24 protein-coding genes are annotated in these 24,385 nt (G+C 71.1%); 14 read left to right on the forward strand and 10 right to left on the reverse strand.

All coding sequences use genetic code 11. The features are described 5' to 3' along the window. Window positions 1-516: 516 nt before the first annotated feature. Complete coding sequence (locus CSC68_RS10935) at window positions 517-1,998, forward strand: class II fumarate hydratase (RefSeq protein WP_162203593.1); 1,482 nt, start codon at window positions 517-519, stop codon at window positions 1,996-1,998. Between the two features lie 172 nt (window positions 1,999-2,170). Here CSC68_RS10935 and CSC68_RS10940 read toward each other — a convergent pair whose 3' ends face one another. From CSC68_RS10940 to CSC68_RS10970, 7 genes are read right to left on the reverse strand one after another with little or no spacing between them, the layout of a single operon-like run. Next, on the reverse strand, window positions 2,171-2,905 hold the full coding sequence (locus tag CSC68_RS10940; protein ID WP_162203594.1) for a hypothetical protein: 735 nt from the start codon (window positions 2,903-2,905) through the stop codon (window positions 2,171-2,173). Window positions 2,906-2,916: 11 nt separating this feature from the next. Beyond that, window positions 2,917-3,582, reverse strand: coding sequence for a YggN family protein (locus CSC68_RS10945; RefSeq protein WP_162203595.1), 666 nt, complete (start codon window positions 3,580-3,582; stop codon window positions 2,917-2,919). 13 nt (window positions 3,583-3,595) lie between these two features. Next, window positions 3,596-4,417, reverse strand: a complete 822-nt coding sequence (locus CSC68_RS10950; RefSeq protein ID WP_162203596.1) for a DUF4097 family beta strand repeat-containing protein — start codon at window positions 4,415-4,417, stop codon at window positions 3,596-3,598. A 40-nt stretch (window positions 4,418-4,457) separates the two neighbouring features. Next, window positions 4,458-5,456 carry an ABC transporter permease gene (locus CSC68_RS10955; RefSeq protein ID WP_162203597.1) on the reverse strand — a complete coding sequence of 333 codons (999 nt, stop codon included), beginning with the start codon at window positions 5,454-5,456 and terminating at the stop codon, window positions 4,458-4,460. After that, entirely contained in the window at window positions 5,453-6,340 is an 888-nt protein-coding gene (locus CSC68_RS10960) for an ABC transporter ATP-binding protein (protein WP_162203598.1), read from the reverse strand. The genes CSC68_RS10955 and CSC68_RS10960 overlap by 4 nt, the downstream gene beginning before the upstream one ends. A 1-nt stretch (window position 6,341) precedes the next feature. Next, window positions 6,342-6,704, reverse strand: coding sequence for a GntR family transcriptional regulator (locus CSC68_RS10965; protein WP_162203599.1), 363 nt, complete (start codon window positions 6,702-6,704; stop codon window positions 6,342-6,344). A 4-nt stretch (window positions 6,705-6,708) separates the two neighbouring features. Next, window positions 6,709-6,960 carry a hypothetical protein gene (locus CSC68_RS10970; RefSeq protein WP_162203600.1) on the reverse strand — a complete coding sequence of 84 codons (252 nt, stop codon included), beginning with the start codon at window positions 6,958-6,960 and terminating at the stop codon, window positions 6,709-6,711. 116 nt (window positions 6,961-7,076) lie between these two features. Between CSC68_RS10970 and CSC68_RS10975 the strand changes: the two genes are divergently transcribed. From CSC68_RS10975 to recJ, 10 genes are all read left to right on the forward strand, one after another. Beyond that, window positions 7,077-7,658, forward strand: a complete 582-nt coding sequence (locus tag CSC68_RS10975) for a glutathione peroxidase (protein ID WP_162203601.1) — start codon at window positions 7,077-7,079, stop codon at window positions 7,656-7,658. 81 nt (window positions 7,659-7,739) lie between these two features. Then, window positions 7,740-8,672, forward strand: coding sequence for an FKBP-type peptidyl-prolyl cis-trans isomerase N-terminal domain-containing protein (locus CSC68_RS10980; protein WP_162203602.1), 933 nt, complete (start codon window positions 7,740-7,742; stop codon window positions 8,670-8,672). Window positions 8,673-8,764: 92 nt separating this feature from the next. Further along, window positions 8,765-8,989 (forward strand): SlyX family protein, encoded by a 225-nt coding sequence (locus CSC68_RS10985; RefSeq protein ID WP_162203603.1) that lies wholly within the window; start codon window positions 8,765-8,767, stop codon window positions 8,987-8,989. Window positions 8,990-9,046: 57 nt separating this feature from the next. Beyond that, window positions 9,047-9,691, forward strand: coding sequence for a DUF2058 family protein (locus tag CSC68_RS10990; protein ID WP_162203604.1), 645 nt, complete (start codon window positions 9,047-9,049; stop codon window positions 9,689-9,691). 74 nt (window positions 9,692-9,765) lie between these two features. Next, on the forward strand, window positions 9,766-10,494 hold the full coding sequence (gene dapB / locus CSC68_RS10995) for a 4-hydroxy-tetrahydrodipicolinate reductase (protein WP_162203605.1): 729 nt from the start codon (window positions 9,766-9,768) through the stop codon (window positions 10,492-10,494). A gap of 180 nt (window positions 10,495-10,674) precedes the next feature. Then, window positions 10,675-11,796 carry a glutamine-hydrolyzing carbamoyl-phosphate synthase small subunit gene (gene carA / locus CSC68_RS11000; protein ID WP_162203606.1) on the forward strand — a complete coding sequence of 374 codons (1,122 nt, stop codon included), beginning with the start codon at window positions 10,675-10,677 and terminating at the stop codon, window positions 11,794-11,796. A gap of 75 nt (window positions 11,797-11,871) precedes the next feature. Beyond that, entirely contained in the window at window positions 11,872-15,114 is a 3,243-nt protein-coding gene (carB, locus tag CSC68_RS11005) for a carbamoyl-phosphate synthase large subunit (RefSeq protein WP_162203607.1), read from the forward strand. Continuing rightward, a complete protein-coding gene (gene greA, locus CSC68_RS11010; protein ID WP_162203608.1) occupies window positions 15,111-15,587 on the forward strand; it encodes a transcription elongation factor GreA in 477 nt (158 codons plus the stop codon). Before carB ends, greA begins: the two co-directional genes overlap by 4 nt. A 10-nt stretch (window positions 15,588-15,597) precedes the next feature. Continuing rightward, a complete protein-coding gene (locus tag CSC68_RS11015; RefSeq protein WP_162203609.1) occupies window positions 15,598-16,545 on the forward strand; it encodes a phosphoglycerate mutase in 948 nt (315 codons plus the stop codon). Window positions 16,546-16,575: 30 nt separating this feature from the next. Next, on the forward strand, window positions 16,576-18,303 hold the full coding sequence (gene recJ / locus CSC68_RS11020) for a single-stranded-DNA-specific exonuclease RecJ (protein ID WP_162203610.1): 1,728 nt from the start codon (window positions 16,576-16,578) through the stop codon (window positions 18,301-18,303). Here the strand turns inward: recJ and CSC68_RS11025 are convergent. Continuing rightward, entirely contained in the window at window positions 18,249-19,523 is a 1,275-nt protein-coding gene (locus CSC68_RS11025) for an acyltransferase family protein (protein ID WP_162203611.1), read from the reverse strand. The genes recJ and CSC68_RS11025 overlap by 55 nt on opposite strands. 151 nt (window positions 19,524-19,674) lie before the next feature. On the opposite strand from CSC68_RS11025, the gene CSC68_RS11030 reads away from it, so the two are divergent. Next, complete coding sequence (locus CSC68_RS11030) at window positions 19,675-20,559, forward strand: LytTR family DNA-binding domain-containing protein (RefSeq protein ID WP_162203612.1); 885 nt, start codon at window positions 19,675-19,677, stop codon at window positions 20,557-20,559. A gap of 10 nt (window positions 20,560-20,569) precedes the next feature. Here the strand turns inward: CSC68_RS11030 and CSC68_RS11035 are convergent, their stop codons facing one another. Together CSC68_RS11035 and CSC68_RS11040 are read right to left on the reverse strand one after the other, a co-directional pair. Next, window positions 20,570-21,010 (reverse strand): carboxymuconolactone decarboxylase family protein, encoded by a 441-nt coding sequence (locus CSC68_RS11035; RefSeq protein WP_162203613.1) that lies wholly within the window; start codon window positions 21,008-21,010, stop codon window positions 20,570-20,572. A gap of 35 nt (window positions 21,011-21,045) precedes the next feature. Next, complete coding sequence (locus tag CSC68_RS11040; RefSeq protein ID WP_162203614.1) at window positions 21,046-21,969, reverse strand: RNA polymerase sigma-70 factor; 924 nt, start codon at window positions 21,967-21,969, stop codon at window positions 21,046-21,048. Between the two features lie 141 nt (window positions 21,970-22,110). On the opposite strand from CSC68_RS11040, the gene CSC68_RS11045 reads away from it, so the two are divergent. Beyond that, a complete protein-coding gene (locus CSC68_RS11045) occupies window positions 22,111-23,625 on the forward strand; it encodes a fumarate hydratase (RefSeq protein WP_162203626.1) in 1,515 nt (504 codons plus the stop codon). Between the two features lie 107 nt (window positions 23,626-23,732). Next, window positions 23,733-24,371, forward strand: a complete 639-nt coding sequence (locus CSC68_RS11050) for a glutathione S-transferase family protein (RefSeq protein ID WP_162203615.1) — start codon at window positions 23,733-23,735, stop codon at window positions 24,369-24,371. Window positions 24,372-24,385 lie beyond the last annotated feature (14 nt).

Below are 24,385 nucleotides of genomic sequence, written 5' to 3' on the forward strand. Positions count from 1 at the left end.
CCCATGCCCCCGCACCACCGCGGCTTCGGGAGTTTCCAGCTCGTGGCTTCGCTCCTGTTCTCCCCCTCGCCCTCCGGCAGAGGGCGGTGGGTGAGGGACGATGCCCGGCCACGGCCGGAATGCCGACCTTCCCGCCCGCCCTTCCGTGGCATCACGGGGAGAGAAACGAAGCTGTGACCGGGGCGTGCCCGAAGACGCGGTGGCCAGGGGGCGCGGCGCAAGCAGGCCATGGATGGCCTGCGGTCGCGCGTTGGAGCCTGGATGGCGGAGTCGCGCGATGCGCCGCACCCCCTGAGCACCGCGGCTCCGTCCGGAGCTGCCCACGCCAGGACCGCCAGAACCAAGCACACCCGATCCCGAGGCGATCGCGCCCCGCTTTGGGAGCTTCGCTTGTCAGGTCTGCGGGGAGTACGCAGCACAGTTGCATGGCCGGAACAGACCGGGGCCGCGGAGTGGCGACAGCCATGGACACTGGCGGGGGTATGCTCGCCGCGATCCCCAACGCCGGAGACGGCCATGAGTCCATCCCCCGCACGTTCCCCCCGCGCCAGGAAGTCACCGGCGCGGCCTGATACCACCGCGCCGGCCCGGCGCACCCGTGTCGAGCACGACAGCATGGGCGAGCTGCAGGTTCCCGCCGACGCCCTCTGGGGCGCGCAGACCCAGCGCGCGGTGCAGAACTTCCCGGTGTCAGGCCGGCCGATGCCGCGCGGTTTCATCCGCGCGCTGGGCCTGGTCAAGGCGGCCGCGGCCGAGGTCAACGCCGGACTGGGCCTGCTGCCCAAGAACCTGGCCGGCGCGATCCGCGCCGCCGCGCTGGAAGTGGCCGAGGGCCTGCACGACGCCCATTTCCCGGTCGACATCTACCAGACCGGTTCGGGCACCTCGTCCAACATGAATGCCAACGAGGTGATCGCCAGCCTGGCCAATGCCTCGGGCAGGGCCGGCAAGCGCGCCGTGCATCCCAACGACCACGTCAACCTGGGGCAGAGCTCCAACGACGTGGTGCCCACCGCGATCCGCGTGTCCGCGCAGCTGGCCGTCGTCGAGGACCTGCTGCCGGCGATCCGGCACCTGCGCCGCACCATCGAGAAACGCGCCCGCGAACTGCGCAAGGTGGTCAAGACCGGCCGCACCCACCTGATGGATGCGATGCCGCTCACCTTCGGCCAGGAATTCGGGGCCTGGGCCTCGCAGCTGGCTTCCGCCGAAGGCCGCCTGGAGGACGCGCTCAAGCGCCTGCGCCGGCTGCCGCTGGGCGGCACCGCGATCGGCAGCGGCATCAACGCCGATCCGCGCTTCGGCGAGCGCGCCGCGCGCGCGCTGTCGCGGCTGGCCGGCACCCGCTTCGAGAGCGCGCAGGACAAGTTCGAGGGCCTGGCCTCGCAGGACGACGCGGTGGAACTGTCCGGCCAGCTCAACGCGCTGGCGGTGGCCCTGATCAAGATCGCCAACGACCTGCGTTGGATGAACTCCGGCCCGCTGGCAGGCCTGGGCGAGCTGGAGCTGCCGGCGCTGCAGCCGGGCAGCTCGATCATGCCGGGCAAGGTCAACCCGGTGATCCCGGAGGCCACGGTGATGGCCGCCGCGCAGGTGATCGGCCACCACACCGCCATTACCGTGGCCGGCCAGGCCGGCAACTTCCAGCTCAACGTGACCCTGCCGCTGGTAGCGGCCAACCTGCTGGAGTCGGTGCAGCTGCTGTCGAACGTGTCGCGGCTGCTGGCCGACCGCTGCATTGCCGGGCTGAAGGTGCGCGGCGAGGTGGTGAAACAGGCGCTGGACCGCAATCCGATCCTGGTGACTGCGCTCAATCCGGTGATCGGCTACGAGAAGGGTGCGGCCATCGCCAAGCAGGCATACAAGGAAGGCCGGCCGGTGCTGGAGGTGGCGATGGAGGTCACCGGGCTCCCGGCGAAGACGCTTGCGCCGCTGCTTGATCCGGCCGTGCTCGCGCGCGGCGGCATCCACGGCAAGCCGGGCGGTGGCGGCGGCTGAAAAAAGAAGGCCGCGCATGCGCGGCCCGGGGAATCCGTCGTGACGTGGGCCGCGACAGTGGGGATGGGAGCCATCGCGATCCGGTGGCGATGGCGGGATCCGACTGGAGCGATCGCCGCGCGTGGGCGATGGCCGGGGGAGGGCCCGGCCGCGGCCGGACGGGACCGCCGGATCACTGCCGCGAGGACGTGCCCCGCGCCGCGGCATCGGCCTCGGCGGCGGCATCCATCTCCCCGGCCGCCGGGTCCAGGGCGCCGGACAGGTTCGCGGTGACCTCGAGCTTCCGGCTGCCATCGCCATCCTTGCCGCAGGTGGCCACGTCCTGCTCGTCCAGCGTGGCGTAGGGTCGGAACTCGGGCAGGGCGCGCGCCAGGGCCTGCGGCGAGGCCAGCAGGCCGGGCAGGGCGCTGCAGACCCCGGCCATGACCTCGGCCTCGAGGCGGTCGCCTTCGGCCTCCATGCGCGCCTCGAACTCCTCGGTGCTGCCGGTGGCCACCGCCTTCAGGGCGCCGGTGGCGGCGGTGACGCCCAGGCCCGCTCCGCGTGCCCCCGCCGCCAGGCCGGCCCTGGCGATCGAGATCACCTGCCGGCGATGCTCCAGCAGCAGGCGGCGCTGGTTCGGGTCGATGGCCACCGCCCTGCCCTCGATCAGCAGGTCGCCCTGCGGGGTGATCTCGGCGTGCGGCAGGTTCCCGGTGTCGTTGCCGAACTGGACGCCATTGCGGTTCTTGCCGCCGATGCTGATGTTCTGGTCTTCCAGCCGCTTGTCCGCGCGTTCGATCGCAGCCTTGATGCCGCGGGTCACCAGCGAATCGCCGGGCGTGTCCTGTTGTCCGCGGTCCCCGCAGCCGGCCAGCGGCAGCAGGACGACCAGGGCGAGCGGGAGGATCGGGACATGGATGCGCATGCAGGTTCTCCTCACAGGCGGGCGAATTCGCGCCGCAGGTCCGATTCGCAGCGCTCGACGTCGTCGGCCTGCAGGGTCGCGTACGGCCGGAACTCCGGCAGGTCCGCGGCCAGCGCCTGCTGCGTCTGGTACAGCGCCGGGAGGCTGCCGCACAGCTGCACCAGGCCCGGCTCCAGGCTGGCGAGGATGTCGCGCTCCAGCTTGCGCTCGAGGCGGCCGGTCATGGCGTTGAACAACAGGCTGAACAGTCCGCGGTCCACGGTATCCAGCGCGACCTGGGCCGCCTGCTCGCCGACATCCATGCCAGCCAGGGCCACCGCGATCACCTGCTGCCGATAGGCCAGCAGCTGCCGGCGTTGCGCGTCATCGATCGCGACCGGCTTGCCGTCGACCAGCAGGTCGCCGTCGGGGGTGATCTCGCCGCGCGGGCGGTCCGGATCGCCCTTGCGGGGCTTGCGCGAACCGAAGTTCAGGCTGTCGCCGAGCTCGAGGTTCTCGCGCTGGATCTCGGCGCGGGCCGCGGTCATTTCCCGCCGGACCTCGGCGCGTGCGGCCGCCAGTTCGGAGGCGATCTCGCCGGAAACGCCGTCGGCAGGGGCCGCCACGGCCGACAGCGGCAGCAGGGCGGCCAGCACGAGGCCGCGGAAACGGTAGGGAACAGCAGTCCGGGTGTACATGGAGGTCCTCCTGTCAGTCACGACGCGGCACGTCGACCCGGGGCACGTCGCGATGGCGGACGTCGCCGCTGCCGCCGCTGTCGACCTTGAGGGCGGCGGCGCCACGGACCTCGAGGTCGCCGGAGCCGACGCTGCCCACCCGCACCGTGCCGCCGGCGCGGGCCAGGCTGGCATCGCCGGAGCCGATCGAGCCGATCCCGACGTCGCCGCGCGCACCTTCCAGCTCAAAGTCGCCGGAACCGATGCTGCCGACCTCGACGTCGCCGCCGATGTCGCGCGCCTCGACGTCGCCCGAGCCGATCGACAGCACCTTCAGCGCGCCGGCGCCGGCGACTTCGATGTCGCCCGAGCCCACCTTGGCGGTCACCGCGCCGCGGATGCCACGCAGGCGCGCATCGCCCGAGCCGACATCGACGCTGGCGGCAGCGCCGCCGTCGAGGATGGCGTCGCCCGAGCCGACCACCAGCTGCACCAGCACGTCGTCCGGCACGGTGCCCGAGAGCTCCATCCAGCCATGGGAACGGCCCGTCAGGTTCAGGCGCGGGGCCGGTCCGCGGGCGGACACCACCAGGGTGTCGCCCTGGCGCTGCTGGACCAGCTCCAGTTCGTCGAGCAGGGCGGCGCTGGACGCGCAGGCCCGGCCATCGATGCGGTGCTGGCCGCTGGCGGAGGCCGCCAGCCGCACCAGGTGCTGGCCGGTCTCCACGCGCACCGTGCGCACGCCTTCCAGGTCCAGCTGTACGGCGCGCCCGGCCGAATGCTCGCAGCGCTTTTCGGCCAGCGCGGTGGCGGGGGCCAGGGACAGGCAGAGCAGGATGGGAAGCAGGTTCTTCATGGGGATCTCCGTATTGGCGGTGGCTGGGCCTTGCCGCGGATCAGGCTTCGTCGCGCCAGCGACGCAGGGGAATGGCGGCGGCGATGAAGGCCACGCCCACTGCCACGCCGATCCACAGGTCCCAGGTGCCGATCGCGTTCCAGTTGCTGCTGTGGTCCAGGATCCGGCCGACCAGCTGGGCGGGACCGTCGATGCCGTCGCCGGACATGTTCTCCAGCTCGCGCAGGTTGCGGGTGCCCGGCATCACGCTCATCAGTCCGCGGTAGACGGCCACGTACCAGAGCTTGCCCAGGGGCAGGGCGGGGCCGGCCAGCACGTTGTTGGCGATGAAGCCCACGAAGGTGGTCATGACGCAGCCCAGCACCGGCACCAGTGCGGCCCACAGGAAGGGCTTGCTGCGCACCAGGGCCGAGCAGAACATCAGCCAGCCCACCGCCGGGAGCATCCACAGCGTGTCCAGCGGCACGGTCGCCAGCATGCGCCCGGCCACGGTGAACGGATGCGAGTGGGTGAACAGGGCCGAGGCGTGCGGCAGGCCGCCGGCGACCATGGCCACCGCGGCGATCAGCCACAGGACCACGCCGACCAGCAGGCCGATCACGGCCGAGAGCAGGGGCGCCAGCAGCAGTGCCCAGGCGGCCTTGGACAGCACGGTCTGGGTGTCCGACACCGGCATGGACTTCCAGAACAGCGCGCTGCGGTCGCGGCGGTCGGCGTACAGGCTGCCCAGCGCGTAGAAGAACACCACGAAGCCCAGCCCCACCGCGGTCATGCTGGTGCCGGCGATCAGCAGGCCATCGCCGGCGGCGCCCACGGCGTCGAGGTAGCCCGCCAGGTCGGTGATGGCGCCCGGCGGTTCGCGGCGCGCCTGTACCGCGACCGTCGCCGCGAGCAGGGACGACAGGAAGACGGTGATGCCGCCGGTGATCAGCGGGGCCCACAGGAAACCGCCGCGGTTCTCCCAGTATTCGCGGCGCAGCAGCCAGCCGAAGGTCCGGGTCCAGCGGTTGCCGGCGATGTTTGCGGCAATGGCATTCATGCGTAGGTTCCTTTCATCAGGGCGACGAACAGGTCGGCCAGGCCGGGCGTGCGGACCTCGCCGAGGGCGGCGGCGCGCTCCGGCGCCAGCCCGTCGTACAGGAAGACGGTCTTGCCGAAGGGCAGGGCGCGTTCCTCCACCGGACCCAGGGCGCGTGCCTCGGCGGCGCGGTCGGCACCGACCAGCACTTCGGTGTAGCGTTCGGCCAGGTGCTCCATCTCCGCCGACAGCACGATCCGGCCGTCGCGGATGAACAGCACGTCGGTGAGGATGTGCTCGATCTCCTCCACCTGGTGGGTGGTGACCAGGATGGTCTTCTGCTCGTCGAAGTAGTCCTCCAGCAGGCGCTGGTAGAACTGCTTGCGGTAGAGGATGTCCAGGCCCAGGGTCGGCTCGTCCAGCACCAGCAGGCGGGCGTCGATCGCCATCACCAGGGCCAGGTGCAGCTGCACGATCATGCCCTTGGACATCTCGCGCACCCGCAGCTTCGGGTTGAGCTGGGTGTTGGCCAGGAAGCGCTCGCACTTGTCGCGGTCGAAGCGCGGATGCACGCCGGCGACGAAGTCGACCGCTTCCTTGACCCGCATCCAGCGCGGCAGTACCGCCACGTCGGCGATGAAGCAGACCTGCTTCATCAGTTCGTCGCGCTGGGTGCGCGGATCCAGGCCCAGGACCGTCAGCTGGCCGTCGAACGGGGTCAGGCCAAGGATGGCCTTGAGGGCCGTGGTCTTGCCGGCGCCGTTGGGGCCGATCAGGCCGACGATGCGTCCCGCGCCGATGTCGAAGTCGGCGCCGGCGACGGCGAGCTTGTTCTTGTAGGCCTTGCGCAGGCCGCGGGCGGACACCACCGGCGCGGCGGAGGTTTCGGGAGCGAGCGCATTCATGTCAGTTCTTCCCCACGGACTGGAGCAGTTCCTGTGCCGACAGGCCGAGGCGCTGGATGCGCTCGACGACCGCGGGCCATTCCTCGGTGAGGAAGCGTTCGCGCTCGCTGCTGCGCAGCTTCCGCGAGGCCTCCTCGGTGACGAACATGCCCAGGCCGCGACGCTTTTCCACCAGTCCCTCGTCGGCCAGCTCCTGGTAGGCGCGGGAGACGGTGATGGGGTTGAGCTGGTACTCGGCCGCCACCTGGCGCACCGAGGGGAGGGCGTCGCCCGGTTTGAGGATTCCGTCGAGCATCATGGCGATCACGCGCTCCTTCAATTGACGATAGATCGGAGCGCCGTCGCTCCACTGGATGTCGCTCATTCGTTCAGCTCCGGGAGCGCAGCGCGTGCGCGAAGGAGAAATAAGGCATGGACAGCGACGCGCGCAGCCGGTAGGCCGGCCGTTCGGCCGCCGCCTCCAGCCCGGCTTCGGCGCGCTCCACTGCGGCCTCGCCGAGTCCATAATCGCCCTGGCGTCCTTCGTGGGCGGGCAGCAACCAGGCCATGGTGCAGAGGGCCACGGCAACGCCCGACGCGATGAGCCAGAAACGGCGGCCTGCGTGGGTAATGCGGTTCATGGGGCGTCCTGCTCTGGGTGACTGGTGTTGTATTAAACTATAACACCTATACACGGCATGTCAAACAGCTTTGCCCCCAACTGATGGCCTATCCGGCCGATCCCCGGGAGGAGTCGATGAAAACGCCCAAGTTCCTGATTGCGCTGGCCTTGCTTGGCCTTGCCGCGGCTGCTCCAGCGGCCGGCCCCGACCTGCTCGATGTCGAATACCGCCCGCTGGCCTCGCGCAGCACCGTGAACCTGGCCCAGCGCCACGCCGGGCAGGTGCTGCTGGTGGTCAACACCGCCAGCAAGTGCGGCTTCACCCCCCAGTACGAGGGCCTGGAGGCGCTGCAGCAGCGCTACGCCGGGCGCGGGTTCTCGGTGATTGGTTTCCCGTCCAACGATTTCCGTGGCCAGGAGCCGGGCGACGAGGCCCAGATCGCCGAGTTCTGCACGCTTACGTACGGGGTGAAGTTCCCGATGTACGAGAAGGTGCAGGTCACCGGCGACGATGCCACGCCGCTGTACCGCCGGCTGGCGAAGGCAACCGGCGTGCAGCCGGGCTGGAACTTCCACAAGTACCTGGTCTCGCGGGACGGGCGGGTGGTCGCGAACTGGCCCAGCAAGGTCGAGCCGGATGATCCGGCGCTGGTGGCGGCGATCGAACGCGAGCTCGCCCGTCCGGCGCCGCGCGGCACGGCCGCCGCGGCGCGCTGACCGCCCGCCGCGGCGCGTGCGACAATGCGCGCCGACCGGCCGCGTGCCGGCAATCGATCCACCTCATTGGAACCGTAACGAATGAACAACCGCATGCGCGGCGCCCTGGCGTCGCTGGTGATGGGAGCGAGCATGGTGGCCGGCGCGGCGATGGCCCAGGACAAGGCCACGCTGGCCACCGAGAAGGACCGGATCAGCTACGCCATCGGCCTGGACGTGGCCAGCTCGTTCGAGCCGCTGGCCCAGGACGTCGACGTGGACGCGATGCAGCGCGCCGTCGCCAATGCCTTCGCCGGCGGGCAGCCGCTGCAGTCCGAAGATGACGCGCGCGCCACCGACGCCGCGCTGCGCGCGGCGATGGCTGCCCGCTCCGGCCAGCGTGTGCCGGGCATGGCCCCGGGCGCCGAGCCGCCGAAGCCCGCGCCAGACCAGGTCGGCCTGCTGGTCGGCGACCGCATGGTCGGCCCGTCGCTGCTGCCGCTGAAGGACGAGATCGACCTGGAGGTGCTGATGCAGGCCGTGCGCACCGCCTTCGCCAAGGGCAAGCCGCTGATGACCCGCGAGGAGGCCGGCGCCGCCCTGCAGGGATACCTGGCGAAGAAGCAGCAGGCCGCCGCCGAGAAGAACCGCTCCGAGGGCGCGGCGTTCCTGGCCGAGAACCGCAAGCAGAAGGGCGTGATCACCACCCCGTCGGGCCTGCAGTACATGGTCCTGCGCCAGGGCAATGGCCCGCGTCCCACCCCCAGCGACACCGTCCGCGTGAACTACGAGGGCAAGCTGCTGGACGGCACCGTGTTCGACAGCTCGTACTCGCGCGGCCAGCCCGCCGAGTTCCCGCTGCGCAACGTGATCGCCGGCTGGACCGAGGGCGTGGCCCTGATGCCGGTGGGCGCCAAGTACCGCTTCTGGATCCCGTCCGACCTGGCCTATGGCGCCAACGGCGCTCCGGGTGGCGTGATCGGCCCGGACGCGACGCTGACCTTCGACGTCGAGCTGCTGGGCATCGCCCCCTGATCTTCCGGGGAAGCGCCGTGCGCCGCCCGGCTGGTCCGGGCGGCGGTCGGGCAACATGGCCGGCCGTGCGCGCGGCGAGGACTTGAAGCGACATGCAATACGGGCAGGACGAACTCGAGCAGCGCCTGGTGGAACTGGAGACGCGACTGGCGTTCCAGGAACAGGCGCTGACGGAGCTGAGCCAGGCGCTGGCCGAGGCGCGGCTGGAGCGTGCGCGCACCGACGCGCTGTTGCAGGCGGTGCTGGCCGACCTGCGCGGATTGCGCGGTACGCTCTATGCCGACCCCGGAAGCGAACCGCCGCCGCCGCACTACTGATTTCCGTGGCGGCCGCGCCGCCGCAACCGATCCAGGGCCCGTGGCCCGTTCCCGCCCATGACCGATACCCTTCGCGACCAGCTCCTCAACCTCGGCTTCAAGGCGCCCGCGCCCGAACGCCGCCCGCAGCCGCGCCAGGACGGCGGCGGCAAGCCGCGTCCGCAGTCGCCTTCCGGTGCCCGCAAGGGTGGCCCGCAGGGGCAGGGCGGTCGTGGCCGGGATGCGGGGCAGGCCGCCGGCCAGCGCCGTGAAGGCGCGCCCAGGCGCAAGCCGGCCGGCGAGATGGACCTGGGCAAGGCCTGGGCCCTGCGTGCCCAGCAGGAGAAGCAGGAGCGCCTCGAGGCCGAGCAGCGCCGCCAGGAAGAGGCGCGCCAGCGCCGCGAGGCGCGGGCGAAGCTCGAGGAGCTGCTGAAGGACAAGGCCCTCAACGACGAGGCGGCGGACATTGCCCGCCACTTCGAGTACGGCGGCAAGATCAAGCGCGTCTACGTCAACGCCGGACAGCTGCGCGCGCTCAATGCCGGCGAACTTGGCGTGGTCCAGCTCAACGGACGCTACATCCTGGTCGAGGCCGCGGTGCTGGACCAGGCCGAGGCGATCTTCCCGCAGGCGGTGGCGCTGAGGGTCGATCCCAACGCCACGGCGGAAGAGGATCCCTACGCCGATCCGCGCTACCAGGTGCCCGACGACCTGGTCTGGTAAGCCGCGCCGCCGGCCACGTCCTGCCATCTGGCGGCTTGCCGGGTGCCATGCCGCCCGGCTAGCCTGCGAGGCCTATGGACAGCACGCCTCTGCGGATCCTCATTCACGGCGCTTCCGGGCGCATGGGCCGGACCCTGCTGCGACTGGCAGCCGAAGCGCCGGAGCGCTGGCAGGTGGTCGCGGCGGTGACCGGCCGCGCGCCGCTGCAGCGGGTGGTCGACGGCATCCCGCAGTTCGCCGCTGCCGAGCTGTCCGGCGTGCCGGATTTCGACGTGGCCATCGACTTCAGCCTGCCCGACGGCTTCGGCCCGGTGCTGGCGCAGTGCGTGCGCCGCGGGCGGCCGCTGGTGTCCGGCACCACCGGCATTTCAGGTGAGCAGCGCCAGGCGCTGCAGGATGCCGCCGGCTCGATCCCGGTGCTGTGGGCGTCCAATTTCAGCGTCGGCGTGGCGGTACTCGACGCGCTGGTCGAGCAGGCCGCGCGCGCGCTGGCCGGCTGGGACTGCGACATCGTCGAGCAGCACCACGTGCACAAGAAGGACGCGCCCTCGGGGACCGCGCTGACCCTGGGCGAGTCGGCCGCCCGCGGCGGCGCCGAACCGCGTTACGCCAGCCTGCGCGCCGGCGATATCGTCGGCGAACATACGGTGCAGTTTGCCGGGCAGGGCGAGCGCGTGGAGCTGGTCCACCGCGCCACCAGCCGCGACATCTTCGCCCGCGGTGCGCTGCAGGCCGCGACGGCGCTGGCGGGCCGTCCGGCGGGCCTCTACACCATGCGCGGCCTGCTTTTCGGGAGCGACTGAAACCAGCACCGGGCCGTTCCCCGCGCTGAACGGCGGCGTTCCCTTTTGGGGGCGTCGCCGGTACAATTCCCGCTCGCCTGTTACCCCATGCCCGGACCGGAGAGATGCCAGTCCGCGGTTTTTTGCAGCCCGCCTCTGGCTGGGCCGGCGACAGGGCTCCTCCACCTGAAGGCGAACGACGTGACCCATCCCGCAATCCTCGTCCTCGAAGACGGCACCGTGTTCGAGGGCGAATCCGTAGGCGCAAGTGGCCTCGCCGTCGGCGAAGTGGTGTTCAACACCGCCATGACCGGCTACCAGGAGATCGTGACCGACCCGTCCTATGCGCGGCAGCTGGTCACCCTGACCTATCCCCACATCGGCAACACCGGCTGCACCGGCCAGGACGACGAGGCCGGCAAGGTCTGGTCGGCCGGCCTGATCGTGCGCGCCGTGCCGCGACGCCCCAGCAACTGGCGCAGCGAAGCCCCGCTGCAGGACTGGCTGGCCGCGCGCGGCGTGGTCGCCATCGCCGGCATCGACACCCGCAAGCTGACCCGCCTGCTGCGCGAGCGCGGCGCCCAGAACGGCGCGCTGATGGCGGGCGAGGGCATCGGCGTGGACACCGCGCTGGAAGCGGCGCGCAAGTTCCCGGGCCTGAAGGGCATGGACCTGGCCCAGGTGGTCAGCACCACCGAGCGCTACGCCTGGACCGAGGGCCAGCTCGACCTGGACGCCAACGCCTTCGTGACCACGGAGAAGAAGTTCCGCGTCGTGGCCTACGACTTCGGCGTGAAGACCAACATCCTGCGCATGCTCGCCGAGCGCGGCTGCGAGGTCACCGTGGTGCCGGCGAAGACCCCGGCCGCCGAGGTACTGGCGCTCAACCCGGACGGCGTGTTCATGTCCAACGGCCCCGGCGACCCGGAGCCGTGCGACTACGCGATCGCCGCGATCCGCGAGTTCGTGGCGAAGAAGGTGCCGCTGTTCGGCATCTGCCTGGGCCACCAGCTGCTGGCGCTGGCCGCCGGCGCGCGCACCATGAAGATGGCCAATGGCCACCACGGCGCCAACCATCCGGTGCAGGACCTGGACACCGGCCGCGTGCTGATCACCTCGCAGAACCATGGTTTCGCGGTGGACGAGGCCAGCCTGCCGGCCAACGTGCGGGTCACCCACCGTTCGCTGTTCGACGGGACCAACCAGGGCATCGAACTGACCGACGCGCCGGCGTTCTCGTTCCAGGGCCATCCGGAAGCCTCGCCGGGCCCGCACGACGTATCGCCCCTGTTCGACCGTTTCGTGGCGTCGATGGCGGCCTGACCGGCCCCGGACCGACACGCCTACCGGCCCGGGAGCCGCAGCCCAAGGCGCGCTCCCCGCAATCCAGAGAACGAAATGCCCAAGCGCAGCGACATCAAGACCATCCTCATCATCGGCGCCGGCCCGATCGTCATCGGCCAGGCCTGCGAGTTCGACTACTCGGGCGCGCAGGCGTGCAAGGCGCTGCGCGAGGAGGGCTACCGGGTGGTGCTGGTCAACAGCAACCCGGCCACGATCATGACCGACCCGGACACCGCCGACGCGGTGTACATCGAGCCGATCAACTGGCAGACGGTCGAGAAGATCATCGCCAAGGAGAAGCCCGACGCGCTGCTGCCGACCATGGGCGGCCAGACCGCGCTCAACTGCGCCCTGGACCTGGCCGACAACGGCGTGCTGGAGAAGTACGGCGTCGAGCTGATCGGCGCCAAGCGCGAGGCCATCCGCATGGCCGAGGACCGCGAGCTGTTCCGCGTGGCCATGCAGGAAATCGGCCTGGAGTGCCCGAAGGCCGAGGTGGCCAGGAGCTTCGAGCAGGCGGTCGAGATCCAGGCCAAGGTCGGCTACCCGACCATCATCCGCCCGTCCTTCACCCTGGGCGGCAGCGGCGGCGGCATCGCCTACAACCGCGAGGAGTTCGAGGAGATCGTCAAGCGCGGCCTCGAGCTGTCGCCGGTGCACGAGGTGCTGGTCGAGGAATCGGTGCTGGGCTGGAAGGAGTTCGAGATGGAGGTGGTCCGCGACACCGCGGACAACTGCATCATCGTCTGCTCGATCGAGAACCTGGACCCGATGGGCGTGCACACCGGTGACTCGATCACCGTGGCCCCGGCCCAGACCCTGACCGACAAGGAATACCAGCGCCTGCGCGACGCCTCGATCGCGGTGCTGCGCAAGATCGGCGTGGATACCGGCGGCTCGAACGTGCAGTTCGGCATCAACGCCCAGACCGGCCGCGTCGTGGTGATCGAGATGAACCCGCGCGTGTCGCGTTCCTCGGCCCTGGCTTCCAAGGCGACCGGCTTCCCGATCGCCAAGGTCGCGGCCAAGCTGGCCGTGGGCTACACCCTGGACGAGCTGAAGAACGAGATCACCGGCGGCAAGACCCCGGCCTCGTTCGAGCCGGCGATCGACTACGTGGTCACCAAGATCCCGCGCTTCGCCTTCGAGAAGTTCCCGCAGGCCGATTCGCGCCTGACCACCCAGATGAAGTCGGTGGGCGAGGTGATGGCCATGGGCCGCACCTTCCGCGAGTCGGTGCAGAAGGCCCTGCGCGGCCTGGAGACCGGCAAGGTCGGCTTCGATCCCACCGGCCTGGACCTGGCGGACGAGGACGACCTGGCTACCCTGCGCCGCGAGCTCAAGGCGCCCGGCCCGGAGCGCCTGTTCTACGTGGCCGACGCGTTCCGCGCCGGCATGAGCGTGGATGAGATCCACGCCCTGTCGTTCATCGACCCGTGGTTCCTGGACCAGATCGAGGAGATCATCCAGGAGGAGAAGCGCGTGGCCGCCGATGGCCTGGATTCGCTGGACGCCGCGCGCCTGCGCAAGCTCAAGCGCGACGGCTTCTCCGACGCGCGCCTGGCGCAGCTGGCCGGCACCAACGAGGCCGCCATCCGCGCCCTGCGCCGCGCGCACAAGGTGCGTCCGGTGTACAAGCGCGTCGACTCCTGCGCCGCCGAGTTCGCCACGGGCACCGCGTACCTGTACTCGACCTACGAGGACGAGTGCGAGGCCAACCCGTCCGACCGCGACAAGATCATGATCCTGGGCGGCGGTCCGAACCGCATCGGCCAGGGCATCGAGTTCGACTACTGCTGCGTCCACGCCGCACTCGCCCTGCGCGAGGACGGCTACGAGACCATCATGGTCAACTGCAATCCGGAGACGGTCTCCACCGACTACGACACCTCCGACCGCCTGTACTTCGAGCCGCTCACGCTCGAGGACGTGCTGGAGATCGTCGAGCTGGAGCAGCCCAAGGGCGTGATCGTGCAGTACGGCGGCCAGACCCCGCTGAAGCTGGCGCGCGCGCTGGAAGCCAACGGCGTGCCGGTGATCGGCACCAGCCCGGACTCCATCGACCTGGCCGAGGACCGCGAGCGCTTCCAGCAGCTGGTCGAGAAGCTGGGCCTGAAGCAGCCGCCGAACCGCACCGCGCGCACCGCCGACGAGGCGCTGACCCTGGCCCGCGAGATCGGCTACCCGCTGGTCGTGCGTCCCAGCTACGTGCTGGGCGGCCGCGCCATGGAGATCGTGTACGGCGAGGCCGACCTGGCCCGCTACGTGCGCGACGCGGTGAAGGTGTCCAACGACTCGCCGGTGCTGCTGGACCGCTTCCTGGACAACGCGGTGGAGGTCGACGTCGACCTGATCGCCGACGCCACCGGCGCCACCCTGATCGGCGGCGTGATGGAGCACATCGAGGAGGCCGGCGTGCACTCGGGCGACTCCTCCTGCTCGCTGCCGCCGTACTCGCTGTCGCAGGCGACCCAGGACGAGCTGCGCCGCCAGGTGGTCGAACTGGCCAAGGCCCTCAACGTCGTCGGCCTGATGAACACCCAGTTCGCGATCCAGACCAACGAGGACGGCGACGACACCGTCTACCTGCTGGAAGTGAACCCGCGCGCCTCGCGCACCGTGCCGTTCGTGTCCAAGGCCACCGGCGTGCAGCTGGCCAAGATCGCCGCCCGCTGCATGGCCGGCAAGACCCTGGCCGAGCAGGGCGCCACCAGGGAAGTCGTCCCCGCCTACTACTCGGTGAAGGAGGCGATCTTCCCGTTCGCCAAGTTCCAGGGCGTGGACCCGATCCTGGGCCCGGAGATGCGTTCCACCGGCGAGGTGATGGGCGTGGGCCGCAGCTTCGGCGCGGCCATGGCGCGCGCGCAGGAGGCCGGCGGCATCAGGGCGCCTCAGCCGGGCAAGGCGTTCGTCTCGGTCCGCGATCCGGACAAGAAGCGCGTGCTGCCGGTGGCCAGGGCCCTGGTCGAGCGCGGCTTCAGCATCGTCGCCACCCGCGGCACCGCGCAGTGGCTGCAGGACAACGGCGTGGAGTGCACGGTGATCAACAAGGTCGCCGAGGGCCGCCCGCACATCGTCGACTCGATCAAGAACGGCGAGATCGCCTACATCGTCAACACGACCGAAGGCCGTGCCGCGATCTCCGACTCGTTCTCGATCCGCCGCGAGGCGCTGCAGCAGCGCGTGACCTATTCGACCACCGTCGCCGGCGCCAAGGCGCTGGTGCATTCGCTTGAATTCCGCGGCACCGGCCCGGTCTGGTCGCTGCAGGAGCTGCACAAGGAGCTGCAATCGTGAGAGCACCCCTGACCCTGAAAGGCGCCCAGCGCCTGCGCGAGGAGCTGGAGCACCTCAAGTCGGTGAAGCGTCCGGAAGTGATCGCCGCCATCGCCGAAGCGCGTGGCCACGGCGACCTGAAGGAGAACGCCGAATACCACGCCGCGCGCGAGCAGCAGGGCTTCATCGAAGGCCGCATCAAGCAGCTGGAGAGCGAGCTGTCGCACGCCGACCTGATCGACGTGACCAAGCTCAACGCCGGCAGCAAGGTGGTGTTCGGCGCCACCGTGACCCTGGCCGACGTCGAGACCGACGAGGAGGTCCGCTACCAGATCGTTGGCGACCTGGAGGCCGACATCAAGCAGGGCCTGATCGCGATCTCCTCGCCGGTGGCACGCGCGCTGATCGGCAAGGAGGAGGGCGACTCGATCGTGATCGACGCGCCCGCCGGCCAGCGCGAGTTCGAGATCGTCAGCGTCGAGTACGTGGGCTGAGCGCACGGCGATGACCGCCATCGCGCTCCTGCTGCCGTCCCGCGACAGGCTGCCCGGGGCCCTGCCGCGGCCGGCCGCGCGCGCCCTCGGGCGCGCCGACCGCGAGCAGCTGGATGCCGGCGGCCGTGCCCAGCTGCGCAGGCATTTCCGCCTGACCCCGGACCGCTTGCCGGTGGCCGCGCTCACCCGCCGCGCCGACGCCGGCAGCGATGCCGGCAACTCGCTGTGGCTGCGCGCCGACCCGGCCCATGTGGCGCCGGACCTCAACGGCGTGCGCCTGCTCGGCTGGGGCGAGGGCCTGGGCATGGACGTGCTGGACGCGCAGGCGCTGCTGCCGATCCTGCGCCCGCTGGTCGGCGATGCCGGGTACGAGCTGGATGCGCCGCATCCGGCGCGCTGGTCCCTGCGCTCCCCCGCCGGCACGCCGCTGCCGGACTTCGTCCCGCCCGAGGACGCGGTCGGCGACGACCTGTTCAACGCGATCCCGCAGGGCGACGACGCGGTATCGCGCCGCTGGCGCGCACTGATCACCGAGGTCCAGGTCGCGCTGCACCAGCACCCGTGGAACCGCGCCCGTGCGGACCATGGCCGGCCCGCGGTCAATTCGCTGTGGTTCTGGGGCGCCGGCGTGGCGCCGGACAGCGTGCAGTCGAGCTACATGAACGTGCGCAGCCCTGATCCGCTGCTGCAGGCCCTGGCCGGCGAGGCCGGCGCTGCGACCACCACGCCGGCGGCCGACACCGCGCGCGGCGCGATCGGCGACAGCCTGGTCGACCTGCGCCACCTGCGCTCGCTGGACGTGCTCGGCACGCAGGTGCTGCCGCCGCTGCTGGCCTCGATGGAACGCGACGAATTTGACACCCTGCTGCTCGATTTCGAGGACGGCACCCGGCTGCGCCTGCGCCGCGGCCAGCGCTGGCGGTTCTGGCGCAAGTCGCTGCGTTCGCTGGACGCATGACCGCTGCATGACCGCTCCCGCGCTGCGCGCATGAGTCCCGTCGCTCCCCGGATCCGCCGCCGCGAGCCCATCGCCGTGGGCGAGGCCTGGCCGGGCCACGTGCCGCCGCTGCTGCGCCGGATCTATGCCGCGCGCGGCGCCGACCGCTTCGAGCTCGCGCGCCCGCGCCTGTCCGACCTGCTGCCGCCGGATGCGCTGGGCGGCCTGCCGGCGGCAGTCGAACTGCTGGCCGCGGCGATCCGCGATGGCCGCCATATCGTGGTGGTCGGCGATTTCGACTGTGACGGCGCCACCGCCTGCGCGGTCGGCGTGCGTGGCCTGCGCATGCTCGGCGCGAAGCGGGTCTCCCACGCGGTGCCCAACCGCATGGTCCACGGCTATGGCCTGTCGCCGGCGCTGGTGGACGAACTTGCGGCGCTGCAGCCGCAGCTGCTGGTGACCGTGGACCACGGCATTGCCTGCCATGCCGGCGTCGCCGCCGCGCGCGCCCGCGGCTGGCAGGTGCTGGTCACCGACCACCACCTGCCGGGCCAGCAGCTGCCGCCGGCCGACGCCATCGTCAATCCGAACTGCGCCGGCGACGGCTTCCCCAGCAAGTGCCTGGCCGGCGTGGGCGTGATCTTCTACGTGCTGGTCGCCCTGCGCCGGCACCTGCGCCAGGCCGGCGCCTTCCCGTGCGGCGAGCCGGACCTGTCCACGCTGCTGGACCTGGTCGCGGTCGGCACCATCGCCGACCTGGTGCCGCTGGATGCCAACAACCGGGCGCTGGCCGCGGCCGGCCTGCGCCGCCTGCGCGCAGGCCAGGGCTGCGCCGGGCTGCGTGCACTGATCGAGGTCTGCGGCCGCGATGCGACCTGCCTGACCGCCGCCGATATCGGCTTCGCGGTCGGTCCGCGGCTCAACGCCGCCGGTCGCCTGGAGGACATGGCCCTGGGCATCGAGTGCCTGCTCACCGACGATCCTTCGCGCGCGCGGGAGCTGGCCGGCATCCTCAACGACATCAATTCCGAACGCCGCGCCGTGCAGCAGGCGATGACCGACGACGCCGAGGCGGCGCTGGCGCGCGCGCGCGTCGACGACGGCGTGCCCCCGCTGGCGCCGTGCCTGTTCGACCCGGAGTGGCATCCGGGCGTGGTCGGGCTGGTCGCCTCGAAGATGAAGGAGCGCCTGTTCCGGCCGGTGCTGGCGTTCGCCCCGGCCGAGCCGGGCGCGCAGGTGCTGCGCGGGTCGGCGCGCTCGATCCCCGGTTTCCATATCCGCGATGCGCTGGCCGCGGTGGATGCTCGGCATCCCGGCCTGGTCCAGCGCTTCGGCGGGCATGCGATGGCCGCCGGCCTGACCCTGGAGCTGGCGAGCCTGCCGGCGTTCGAGCAGGCCTGGCAGGAACACGCCCGCGCCGCGCTGGACGACGCGCTGCTGCAGGCCGAGCTGCTCAGCGACGGCGAGCTGCTGCCACAGGAGTTCGACCGCTTCCACGCCGAGGCGCTGCGCGATGGCGGACCGTGGGGGCAGGGTTTCCCCGAGCCGCTGTTCGACGGCCATTTCGAGGTGCTGGAGTGGCGCCCGATCGGCGAGCGCCACCTGCGCCTGCGGCTGCGCCATCCCGACCGGCGCGAGCCGCTGGCGGCGATCCATTTCGGCGGCTGGCAGGGCAATGCGCCGGCGCCGCACCTGCACCTGGCCTACCGCCTGCAGCCGGACGACTACCGCGGCGGCGCGGCCGTACAGCTGGTGGTCGAGCACGCCATCCCGGCCTGATCCGTGGCCGGCGGCACCGGCCGCTCGCGGTACTGCAGCCCGAAAAGCGGCCGCAGCGGCGGCACGCGCCGGATCACCTCGTAGGCGGCGAAACAGGTGGCGAAGGTCAGCACGACCAGCAGCGGCCCTTCCAGTGCCGGATGCAGTGCCACTGCCCTGAGGTTGTGCGCGGCGACCACGGTCACCGTCTGGTGCAGGATGTAGACCGGGAACACCGCCGGCACCAGGTAGCGCAGCTGCGGGCCGTCGCCCGGCGCCAGCCGCCGCGCGAAGCCCAGTACCGCCACGATCGCGCACCACTGGTCCACGCCCCAGGCCAGGCGCATCGCCGTGCGCAGTGCCTCGGGCGGATCGCTGTCCGCATAGGCGTACATGTAGCCGGCCAGCGCGACCCAGGTGGCCAGCCACGCCAGCAGCGCCGGCCAGCGCAGGCGCTCGGCCGCGTCCCAGAAGCCGGCGCTGCGTGCCACCAGGAAGCCGAGCAGGAACACGCCGAAGTACTGGACGTGGTTGTACCAGTCGTCCACCAGCGCATGGGTCGAACCAAAGTGGCCAACCAGCAGCAGCCGCGCCAGGGCCAGCGCCAGCGCTGGCCACAGCAGCAGGCCCCAGCCCGACAGCGCCCGTTGCAGTACCGTGGTGGCGCGTTCCAGCAACGGCCGGCCCAGACGCCACAACAGCCACAGTGCGACGGTGTAGACCCACAGGTAGGCCAGGAACCACAGGTGGTTCCAGGTCGGCAGGACCAGGCAGCCGCCGGGGCCGCAGAAATCCTGGTCGCCGCGCAGGTAGCGGCCCCAGAACGCGAGGAAGCCTTCGTGGTAGCCGCCGGGCAGCTTCTCCACCACCTCGTAGTAGGACTGCGGCACGACGACGACCGCCATGCCGAACAGCAGCGGCACCAGCAGCCGCCATGAGCGGTTGCCGAGGAAGCGCACCCGCCCGCCGCCAGCCTCGGCCTGGCGCCGGGCGCGCGCCAGCAGGAACGCGGTGGCCACGCCGGAGACCAGGAACAGCAGCGACAGCCGCCAGGGCGCGGTGAGCATCATCGCCGGTTCCAGCGCGTGGCTGGCGAAGGGGCTGTTCACGTGCCAGTCCCAGGTCACGTAATACATGCCCACGTGGTACAGGACGAGCAGGCCGAAGGCGCAGACCCGCACCCAGTCCAGGTCGTGGCGACGGGTGGCGGGAAGGGTGGTGCTGGAGGTCGGCGTGTCCATGGCGGCTCCCGGGTCGAGGCCGGCAAGGCTCGCACCGGCGCGGCAGCGGCGGGCGTGCCGGGTGACGAGTCGACCGCCCGCCGGGACGGATCGCGGGCCGGCAGGGACGAACGGGGCCGCTCCCGTGGGGCGGGGCGGCTAGAATGCGCCGATGCCGGACCAGCCCCTGTCCTACCAGCGCTACCTCCCCTGGAAGCCATGGGTGGAAGCGGGGCTGTGGACCGCCATGATCGTGGCCAACTTCCTCGGCAACAGCCTGACCACCCTGATCGACCTGCGTCGCCTGGGCGCCGGTTCGGCGGCCTGGGAGCCGGTGGTCTGGGAGGGCTCCAGCGCGCTGGTGTGGCTGCTGGTGCTGGTTCCCGGCGTGGCCTGGTTCACCGGCCGCTTCCCGTTCTACTGGCACCAGCTGTGGCGGCGGCTGGCGCTGTACGCCGTCGCCAGCGTGGTGCTGTGCCTGGTCCACGTGCTGGCCATGGTCGGCTTGCGCGAGCTGGCCTACGGGGCGATGGGCAGCGACTACGACTTCGGCCCCTGGCCGCGCGGCCTGGCCTACGAGTACCTCAAGGACGCACGCGACTTCGCCGCCATGGTGGTGCTGATGGAGGGCTACCGCTTCCTGATGCGGCGCTGGCAGGGCGAGGCCAGCCTGCCGGGCAGCCTGGCGGAAGAAGAGGGGGCCACGGCCGGCCCCGCGCCACGGCCCGAACGGTTCCTGGTGCGCAAGCTGGGCCGCGAGTTCCTGGTGGCGATCGACGAGATCGAATGGCTGCAGGCCTCGGGCAATTACGTGAACCTGCACGTGCGCGGCCGCGACTACCCGCTGCGGAGCACCCTGGCGCGGGTCGAGGAGCAGCTGGATCCGGGCCGCTTCGCCCGGATCCACCGCAGCCACGTGGTCGCCCTGGCCCAGGTCGCCTCGATCGAGCCGCTGGACAGCGGCGACGCCCGCGTCCACCTGAAGGACGGCGGCGTGCTGCCATGCAGCCGCCGCTACCGCCAGGCCCTGCGCGACCGCTTCGACGCGCAGGGCTGAGCGGTCGCGGTCACGGCAGTTCGGGCTGCAGGCCCACGCCGAGCCGGTTCCAGGCGCTGATCAGGGCCACGGCCATGGTCAACGTGGCGATGCCGGCGTCGTCGAAGTGCTGCTTCAGCGCCTCGTAGGTGGCATCGGCCGGCGCGCCCGAGGGCAGGGTCGCCAGCGCCTCGGCCCAGGCCAGGGCCGCGCGCTCGCGGGCATCGAAGAAGCGGCTGTCGCGCCAGCCCGGCAGGGTGTCGAGCTTGCGCGGGTCGATGTCGGCCTTGCGCAGCGCGGTCCCGTGCATGTCCATGCAGTAGGCGCAACCGTTGATCTGCGACACCCGCAGGAACACCAGTTCCACCAGGGCAGGCTCGAGTGCGCCTTCGTGGATGGCGTTGCTGGCGGTGTACAGCGCCTTGAAGGCGGCGGGGACAAGCTTCGGGTATTCGACGCGGTGGAAGTCCATGTGGCTCTCTGCTGCGGCGGCCACCATGGCCGCCTTCACCACAAGGACGCACCGGGCGATGCGTTCGTGACAGCCAGCTTGTCCGGGTTGGCCACGGTGTAGAGCGCGGTGATGCGTCCGCCCTCGCTGGCCGCCACGGTGATCCCCACCAGCCGCCCCTCGCGGTAGCGCAGGATCGCCGGCTGGCCGTTGGCCATGCCGAGCTGCCAGCGCACCGCGGGATCGCGCCGGCGCGCCCCCGCCCAGAACAGCCGGGCGATGCGCTCGGCCCCAAGCAGCGGGCGGATCGCCGCCAGCGCCTTGCCGCCGCCATCGGAGACCAGCTGCGCATCGGCGTGGAGCAGGGCCTGCAGCGCGTCACGGTCGCCTTCGCGGGCGGCGTGCATGAATTTCTCCAGCAGCACGCGATGCTTGCGCGGATCGACCCCGAAACGCGGCCGGGCCTCGGCGATCCGCACGCGGGCGCGGTGCACCATCTGTCGGCACGCGGCCTCGCTACGTTCCAGCAGGGCCGCGATCGCGGCGTAGTCGTGCTCGAACACCTCCCGCAGCAGGAAGGCGGCGCGCTCCTCGGGCGCCAGCCGCTCCAGCACGGCCAGGAAGGCGAGCGAGACCTCCTCGGCCCGTTCCAGGGCCCAGGCGGGACCGGGAGCCTCGTCGGCGGTCTCGGCCATCGCCGTGGCAGGGGCGTCGGGATCGACCCACGCCGGCTCCGGCAGCCAGGGTCCCGGATAGGCCTCGCGCCGGCGCCGGGCGGCGCGCAGGCGGTCGATCCCCAGCCGGGTGGCAGCGGTCACCAGCCAGGCCTCCGGATCGGCGATGGCGGCCTGGTCGGCCCGGTGCCAGCGCAGCCAGGTCTCCTGGACCACGTCCTCGGCGTCGGCGCGGCTGCCGAGCAGCCGGTAGGCCAGCGCCAGCAGGCGTTGCTGGTGTCGATGGAAATGATCAACAGGTTCCATGGATTCCAGGACGGAACAGCGTGTGCCGGTGTGACAGGGGCCCCGGTCGCGCCGTCACTTTGGCCTAAAATGGGCGGGTTTTCCGCCCGCCATGAGCCAGCCGTGACCGCTTCCGCCCCGTCCAGCCAGTCGAACACCCCGGTGTCCATCCGCCAGGAGGACCTGATCCAGTCCGTCGCCGACGCGCTGCAGTACATCAGCTACTACCACCCGGTCGACTACATCCGCAACCTCGCCGCCGCCTACGAGCGCGAGGAATCGCCCGCGGCCAAGGACGCGATGGCGCAGATCCTGATCAACTCGCGCATGTGCGCCGAGGGCCACCGCCCGATCTGCCAGGACACCGGCATCGTCACCGTGTTCCTCGAGATCGGCATGAACGTGCGTTGGGATGACGCGACCATGGGCGTGGAGGACATGGTCAACGAGGGCGTGCGTCGCGCCTACAACCACCCGGACAACAAGCTGCGCGCCTCGGTCCTGGCCGACCCGGCCGGCAAGCGCCTGAACACCCGCGACAACACTCCGGCCGTGGTCAACGTCAAGGTCGTGCCGGGCAACCGGGTGGACGTGATCGTCGCGGCCAAGGGCGGCGGCTCGGAGGCCAAGAGCAAGTTCGCCATGCTCAACCCCTCCGACTCGATCGTCGACTGGGTGATGAAGACCGTGCCGACCATGGGCGCCGGCTGGTGCCCGCCGGGCATGCTCGGCATCGGCATCGGCGGCACCGCCGAGAAGGCGATGCTGCTGGCCAAGGAAGCGCTGATGGAGCCGATCGACATCCAGGACCTGGTCGCGCGCGGTCCGTCCAACCGGGTCGAGGAACTGCGCCTGGAACTGTACGAGAAGGTCAACGCGCTGGGCATCGGCGCCCAGGGCCTGGGCGGCCTGACCACGGTGCTGGACATCAAGATCAAGGATTACCCGACCCACGCGGCCAACCTGCCGGTGGCGATGATCCCCAACTGCGCCGCCACCCGCCACGCCCACTTCACCCTCGACGGCAGCGGCCCGGTCGCGCTGGATCCGCCGTCGCTGGAAGACTGGCCGCAGCTGACCTACAACCCGACCAACGCCCGCCGCGTGGACCTGGACAGCATCACCCGAGAGGAGGTGGCCAGCTTCAAGCCGGGCGAGGTGCTGCTGCTCAACGGCAAGCTGCTGACCGGCCGCGACGCCGCGCACAAGCGCATGGTCGACATGCTCAACCGCGGCGAGAAGCTGCCGGTGGACTTCACCAACCGCTTCATCTACTACGTCGGCCCGGTCGACCCGGTGCGCGACGAGGTCGTCGGCCCGGCCGGCCCGACCACCGCCACCCGCATGGACAAGTTCACCCGGCAGATGCTGGAGCAGACCGGCCTGCTGGGCATGGTCGGCAAGGCCGAGCGCGGCGAGGCGGCGATCGAGGCCATCCGCGACAACAAGGCCGTGTACCTGATGGCCGTGGGTGGCTCGGCCTACCTGGTGTCCAAGGCGATCAAGGCCTCGCGCGTGGTCGCGTTCGAGGACCTGGGCATGGAGGCGATCTACGAGTTCGAGGTCAAGGACATGCCGGTCACCGTCGCCGTGGATTCCACCGGCGAGTCCGTGCACAGGACTGGCCCGAAGCAGTGGCAGGCACGGATCGGCAAGATCCCGGTGGTCGTGGCCTGAGCCAGGCGCCATCGCGGCACACGGGCGGGCCGGCAGCGATGCCGGCCCGTTCTTCCTGGGGCCGGGGCGGGGCGATAATCGCCGCGTCCATCCCACGGAGTCGCGCGATGCCTGTCGTCCTCTATGGTTCCCCAAGCACCGCCTCGCTGGTGGTGCACTGGCTGCTGATCGAACTGGGCATCGAGCACGAGCTGCGCCAGCTCGATTTCGACCGGCTCGAGCAGAAGTCGCCGGAGTACCTGGCGCTCAATCCGGCCGGGCGCGTGCCCACCCTGGTGATCGACGGCCAGGTGCTGACCGAATCGGCCGCCATCGCCATGCACCTGGCCGACCTGTATCCACAGGCCGACCTGGCGCCGGCGCCCGGCACGCCGGCGCGCGGTGACTACTACCGCTGGATCTGCTTCTGCGTCTACACGCTCATGCCGCACTACCGTGCCTGGTTCTATCCGCACGAGCCGGCCGGGCCGGCGCACGTGGAGGCGGTGAAGGAACAGGCCCGCACCGCGCTGGAGGCGGCATGGCAGCAGGTGGCCGACCACCTGGAACGCCACGGCGGTCCGTACATGCTCGGCGGACAGCTGACGGTGCTGGATTTCCTGCTGACCATGCTGATGCGCTGGTCGCGCAACATGCCCAGGCCGACCGACCGCTGGCCGGTGCTGGAGGCCTACGCGCTGCGGATGAAGGCACGTCCGTCGTTCGCCGAGGTCTACCGCCGCGAAGGCATCAGCGACTGGACCTGAGCCGTCGCAGGTCG

This window comes from Pseudoxanthomonas suwonensis (genome assembly GCF_010093235.1).
Lineage (GTDB): Bacteria > Pseudomonadota > Gammaproteobacteria > Xanthomonadales > Xanthomonadaceae > Pseudoxanthomonas > Pseudoxanthomonas suwonensis.

What these genes read in the sequence shown, in the direction of transcription:
- CSC68_RS11050 (WP_162203615.1), top strand. Translation starts at nt 23,733, where the DNA reads ATGCCTGTCGTCCTCTATGGTTCCCCAAGCACCGCCTCGCTGGTGGTG.
- CSC68_RS11040 (WP_162203614.1), bottom strand. Translation starts at nt 21,969, where the DNA reads ATGGAACCTGTTGATCATTTCCATCGACACCAGCAACGCCTGCTGGCG.
- CSC68_RS11025 (WP_162203611.1), bottom strand. Translation starts at nt 19,523, where the DNA reads ATGGACACGCCGACCTCCAGCACCACCCTTCCCGCCACCCGTCGCCAC.
- CSC68_RS10955 (WP_162203597.1), bottom strand. Translation starts at nt 5,456, where the DNA reads ATGAATGCCATTGCCGCAAACATCGCCGGCAACCGCTGGACCCGGACC.
- CSC68_RS11030 (WP_162203612.1), top strand. Translation starts at nt 19,675, where the DNA reads ATGCCGGACCAGCCCCTGTCCTACCAGCGCTACCTCCCCTGGAAGCCA.
- CSC68_RS10980 (WP_162203602.1), top strand. Translation starts at nt 7,740, where the DNA reads ATGAACAACCGCATGCGCGGCGCCCTGGCGTCGCTGGTGATGGGAGCG.
- CSC68_RS10970 (WP_162203600.1), bottom strand. Translation starts at nt 6,960, where the DNA reads ATGAACCGCATTACCCACGCAGGCCGCCGTTTCTGGCTCATCGCGTCG.
- CSC68_RS10950 (WP_162203596.1), bottom strand. Translation starts at nt 4,417, where the DNA reads ATGAAGAACCTGCTTCCCATCCTGCTCTGCCTGTCCCTGGCCCCCGCC.
- CSC68_RS10935 (WP_162203593.1), top strand. Translation starts at nt 517, where the DNA reads ATGAGTCCATCCCCCGCACGTTCCCCCCGCGCCAGGAAGTCACCGGCG.
- recJ (WP_162203610.1), top strand. Translation starts at nt 16,576, where the DNA reads ATGAGTCCCGTCGCTCCCCGGATCCGCCGCCGCGAGCCCATCGCCGTG.
- CSC68_RS10940 (WP_162203594.1), bottom strand. Translation starts at nt 2,905, where the DNA reads ATGCGCATCCATGTCCCGATCCTCCCGCTCGCCCTGGTCGTCCTGCTG.
- CSC68_RS11035 (WP_162203613.1), bottom strand. Translation starts at nt 21,010, where the DNA reads ATGGACTTCCACCGCGTCGAATACCCGAAGCTTGTCCCCGCCGCCTTC.
- dapB (WP_162203605.1), top strand. Translation starts at nt 9,766, where the DNA reads ATGGACAGCACGCCTCTGCGGATCCTCATTCACGGCGCTTCCGGGCGC.
- carB (WP_162203607.1), top strand. Translation starts at nt 11,872, where the DNA reads ATGCCCAAGCGCAGCGACATCAAGACCATCCTCATCATCGGCGCCGGC.
- CSC68_RS10990 (WP_162203604.1), top strand. Translation starts at nt 9,047, where the DNA reads ATGACCGATACCCTTCGCGACCAGCTCCTCAACCTCGGCTTCAAGGCG.
- CSC68_RS10985 (WP_162203603.1), top strand. Translation starts at nt 8,765, where the DNA reads ATGCAATACGGGCAGGACGAACTCGAGCAGCGCCTGGTGGAACTGGAG.
- CSC68_RS11015 (WP_162203609.1), top strand. Translation starts at nt 15,598, where the DNA reads ATGACCGCCATCGCGCTCCTGCTGCCGTCCCGCGACAGGCTGCCCGGG.
- CSC68_RS10960 (WP_162203598.1), bottom strand. Translation starts at nt 6,340, where the DNA reads ATGAATGCGCTCGCTCCCGAAACCTCCGCCGCGCCGGTGGTGTCCGCC.
- CSC68_RS10945 (WP_162203595.1), bottom strand. Translation starts at nt 3,582, where the DNA reads ATGTACACCCGGACTGCTGTTCCCTACCGTTTCCGCGGCCTCGTGCTG.
- CSC68_RS10965 (WP_162203599.1), bottom strand. Translation starts at nt 6,704, where the DNA reads ATGAGCGACATCCAGTGGAGCGACGGCGCTCCGATCTATCGTCAATTG.
- CSC68_RS10975 (WP_162203601.1), top strand. Translation starts at nt 7,077, where the DNA reads ATGAAAACGCCCAAGTTCCTGATTGCGCTGGCCTTGCTTGGCCTTGCC.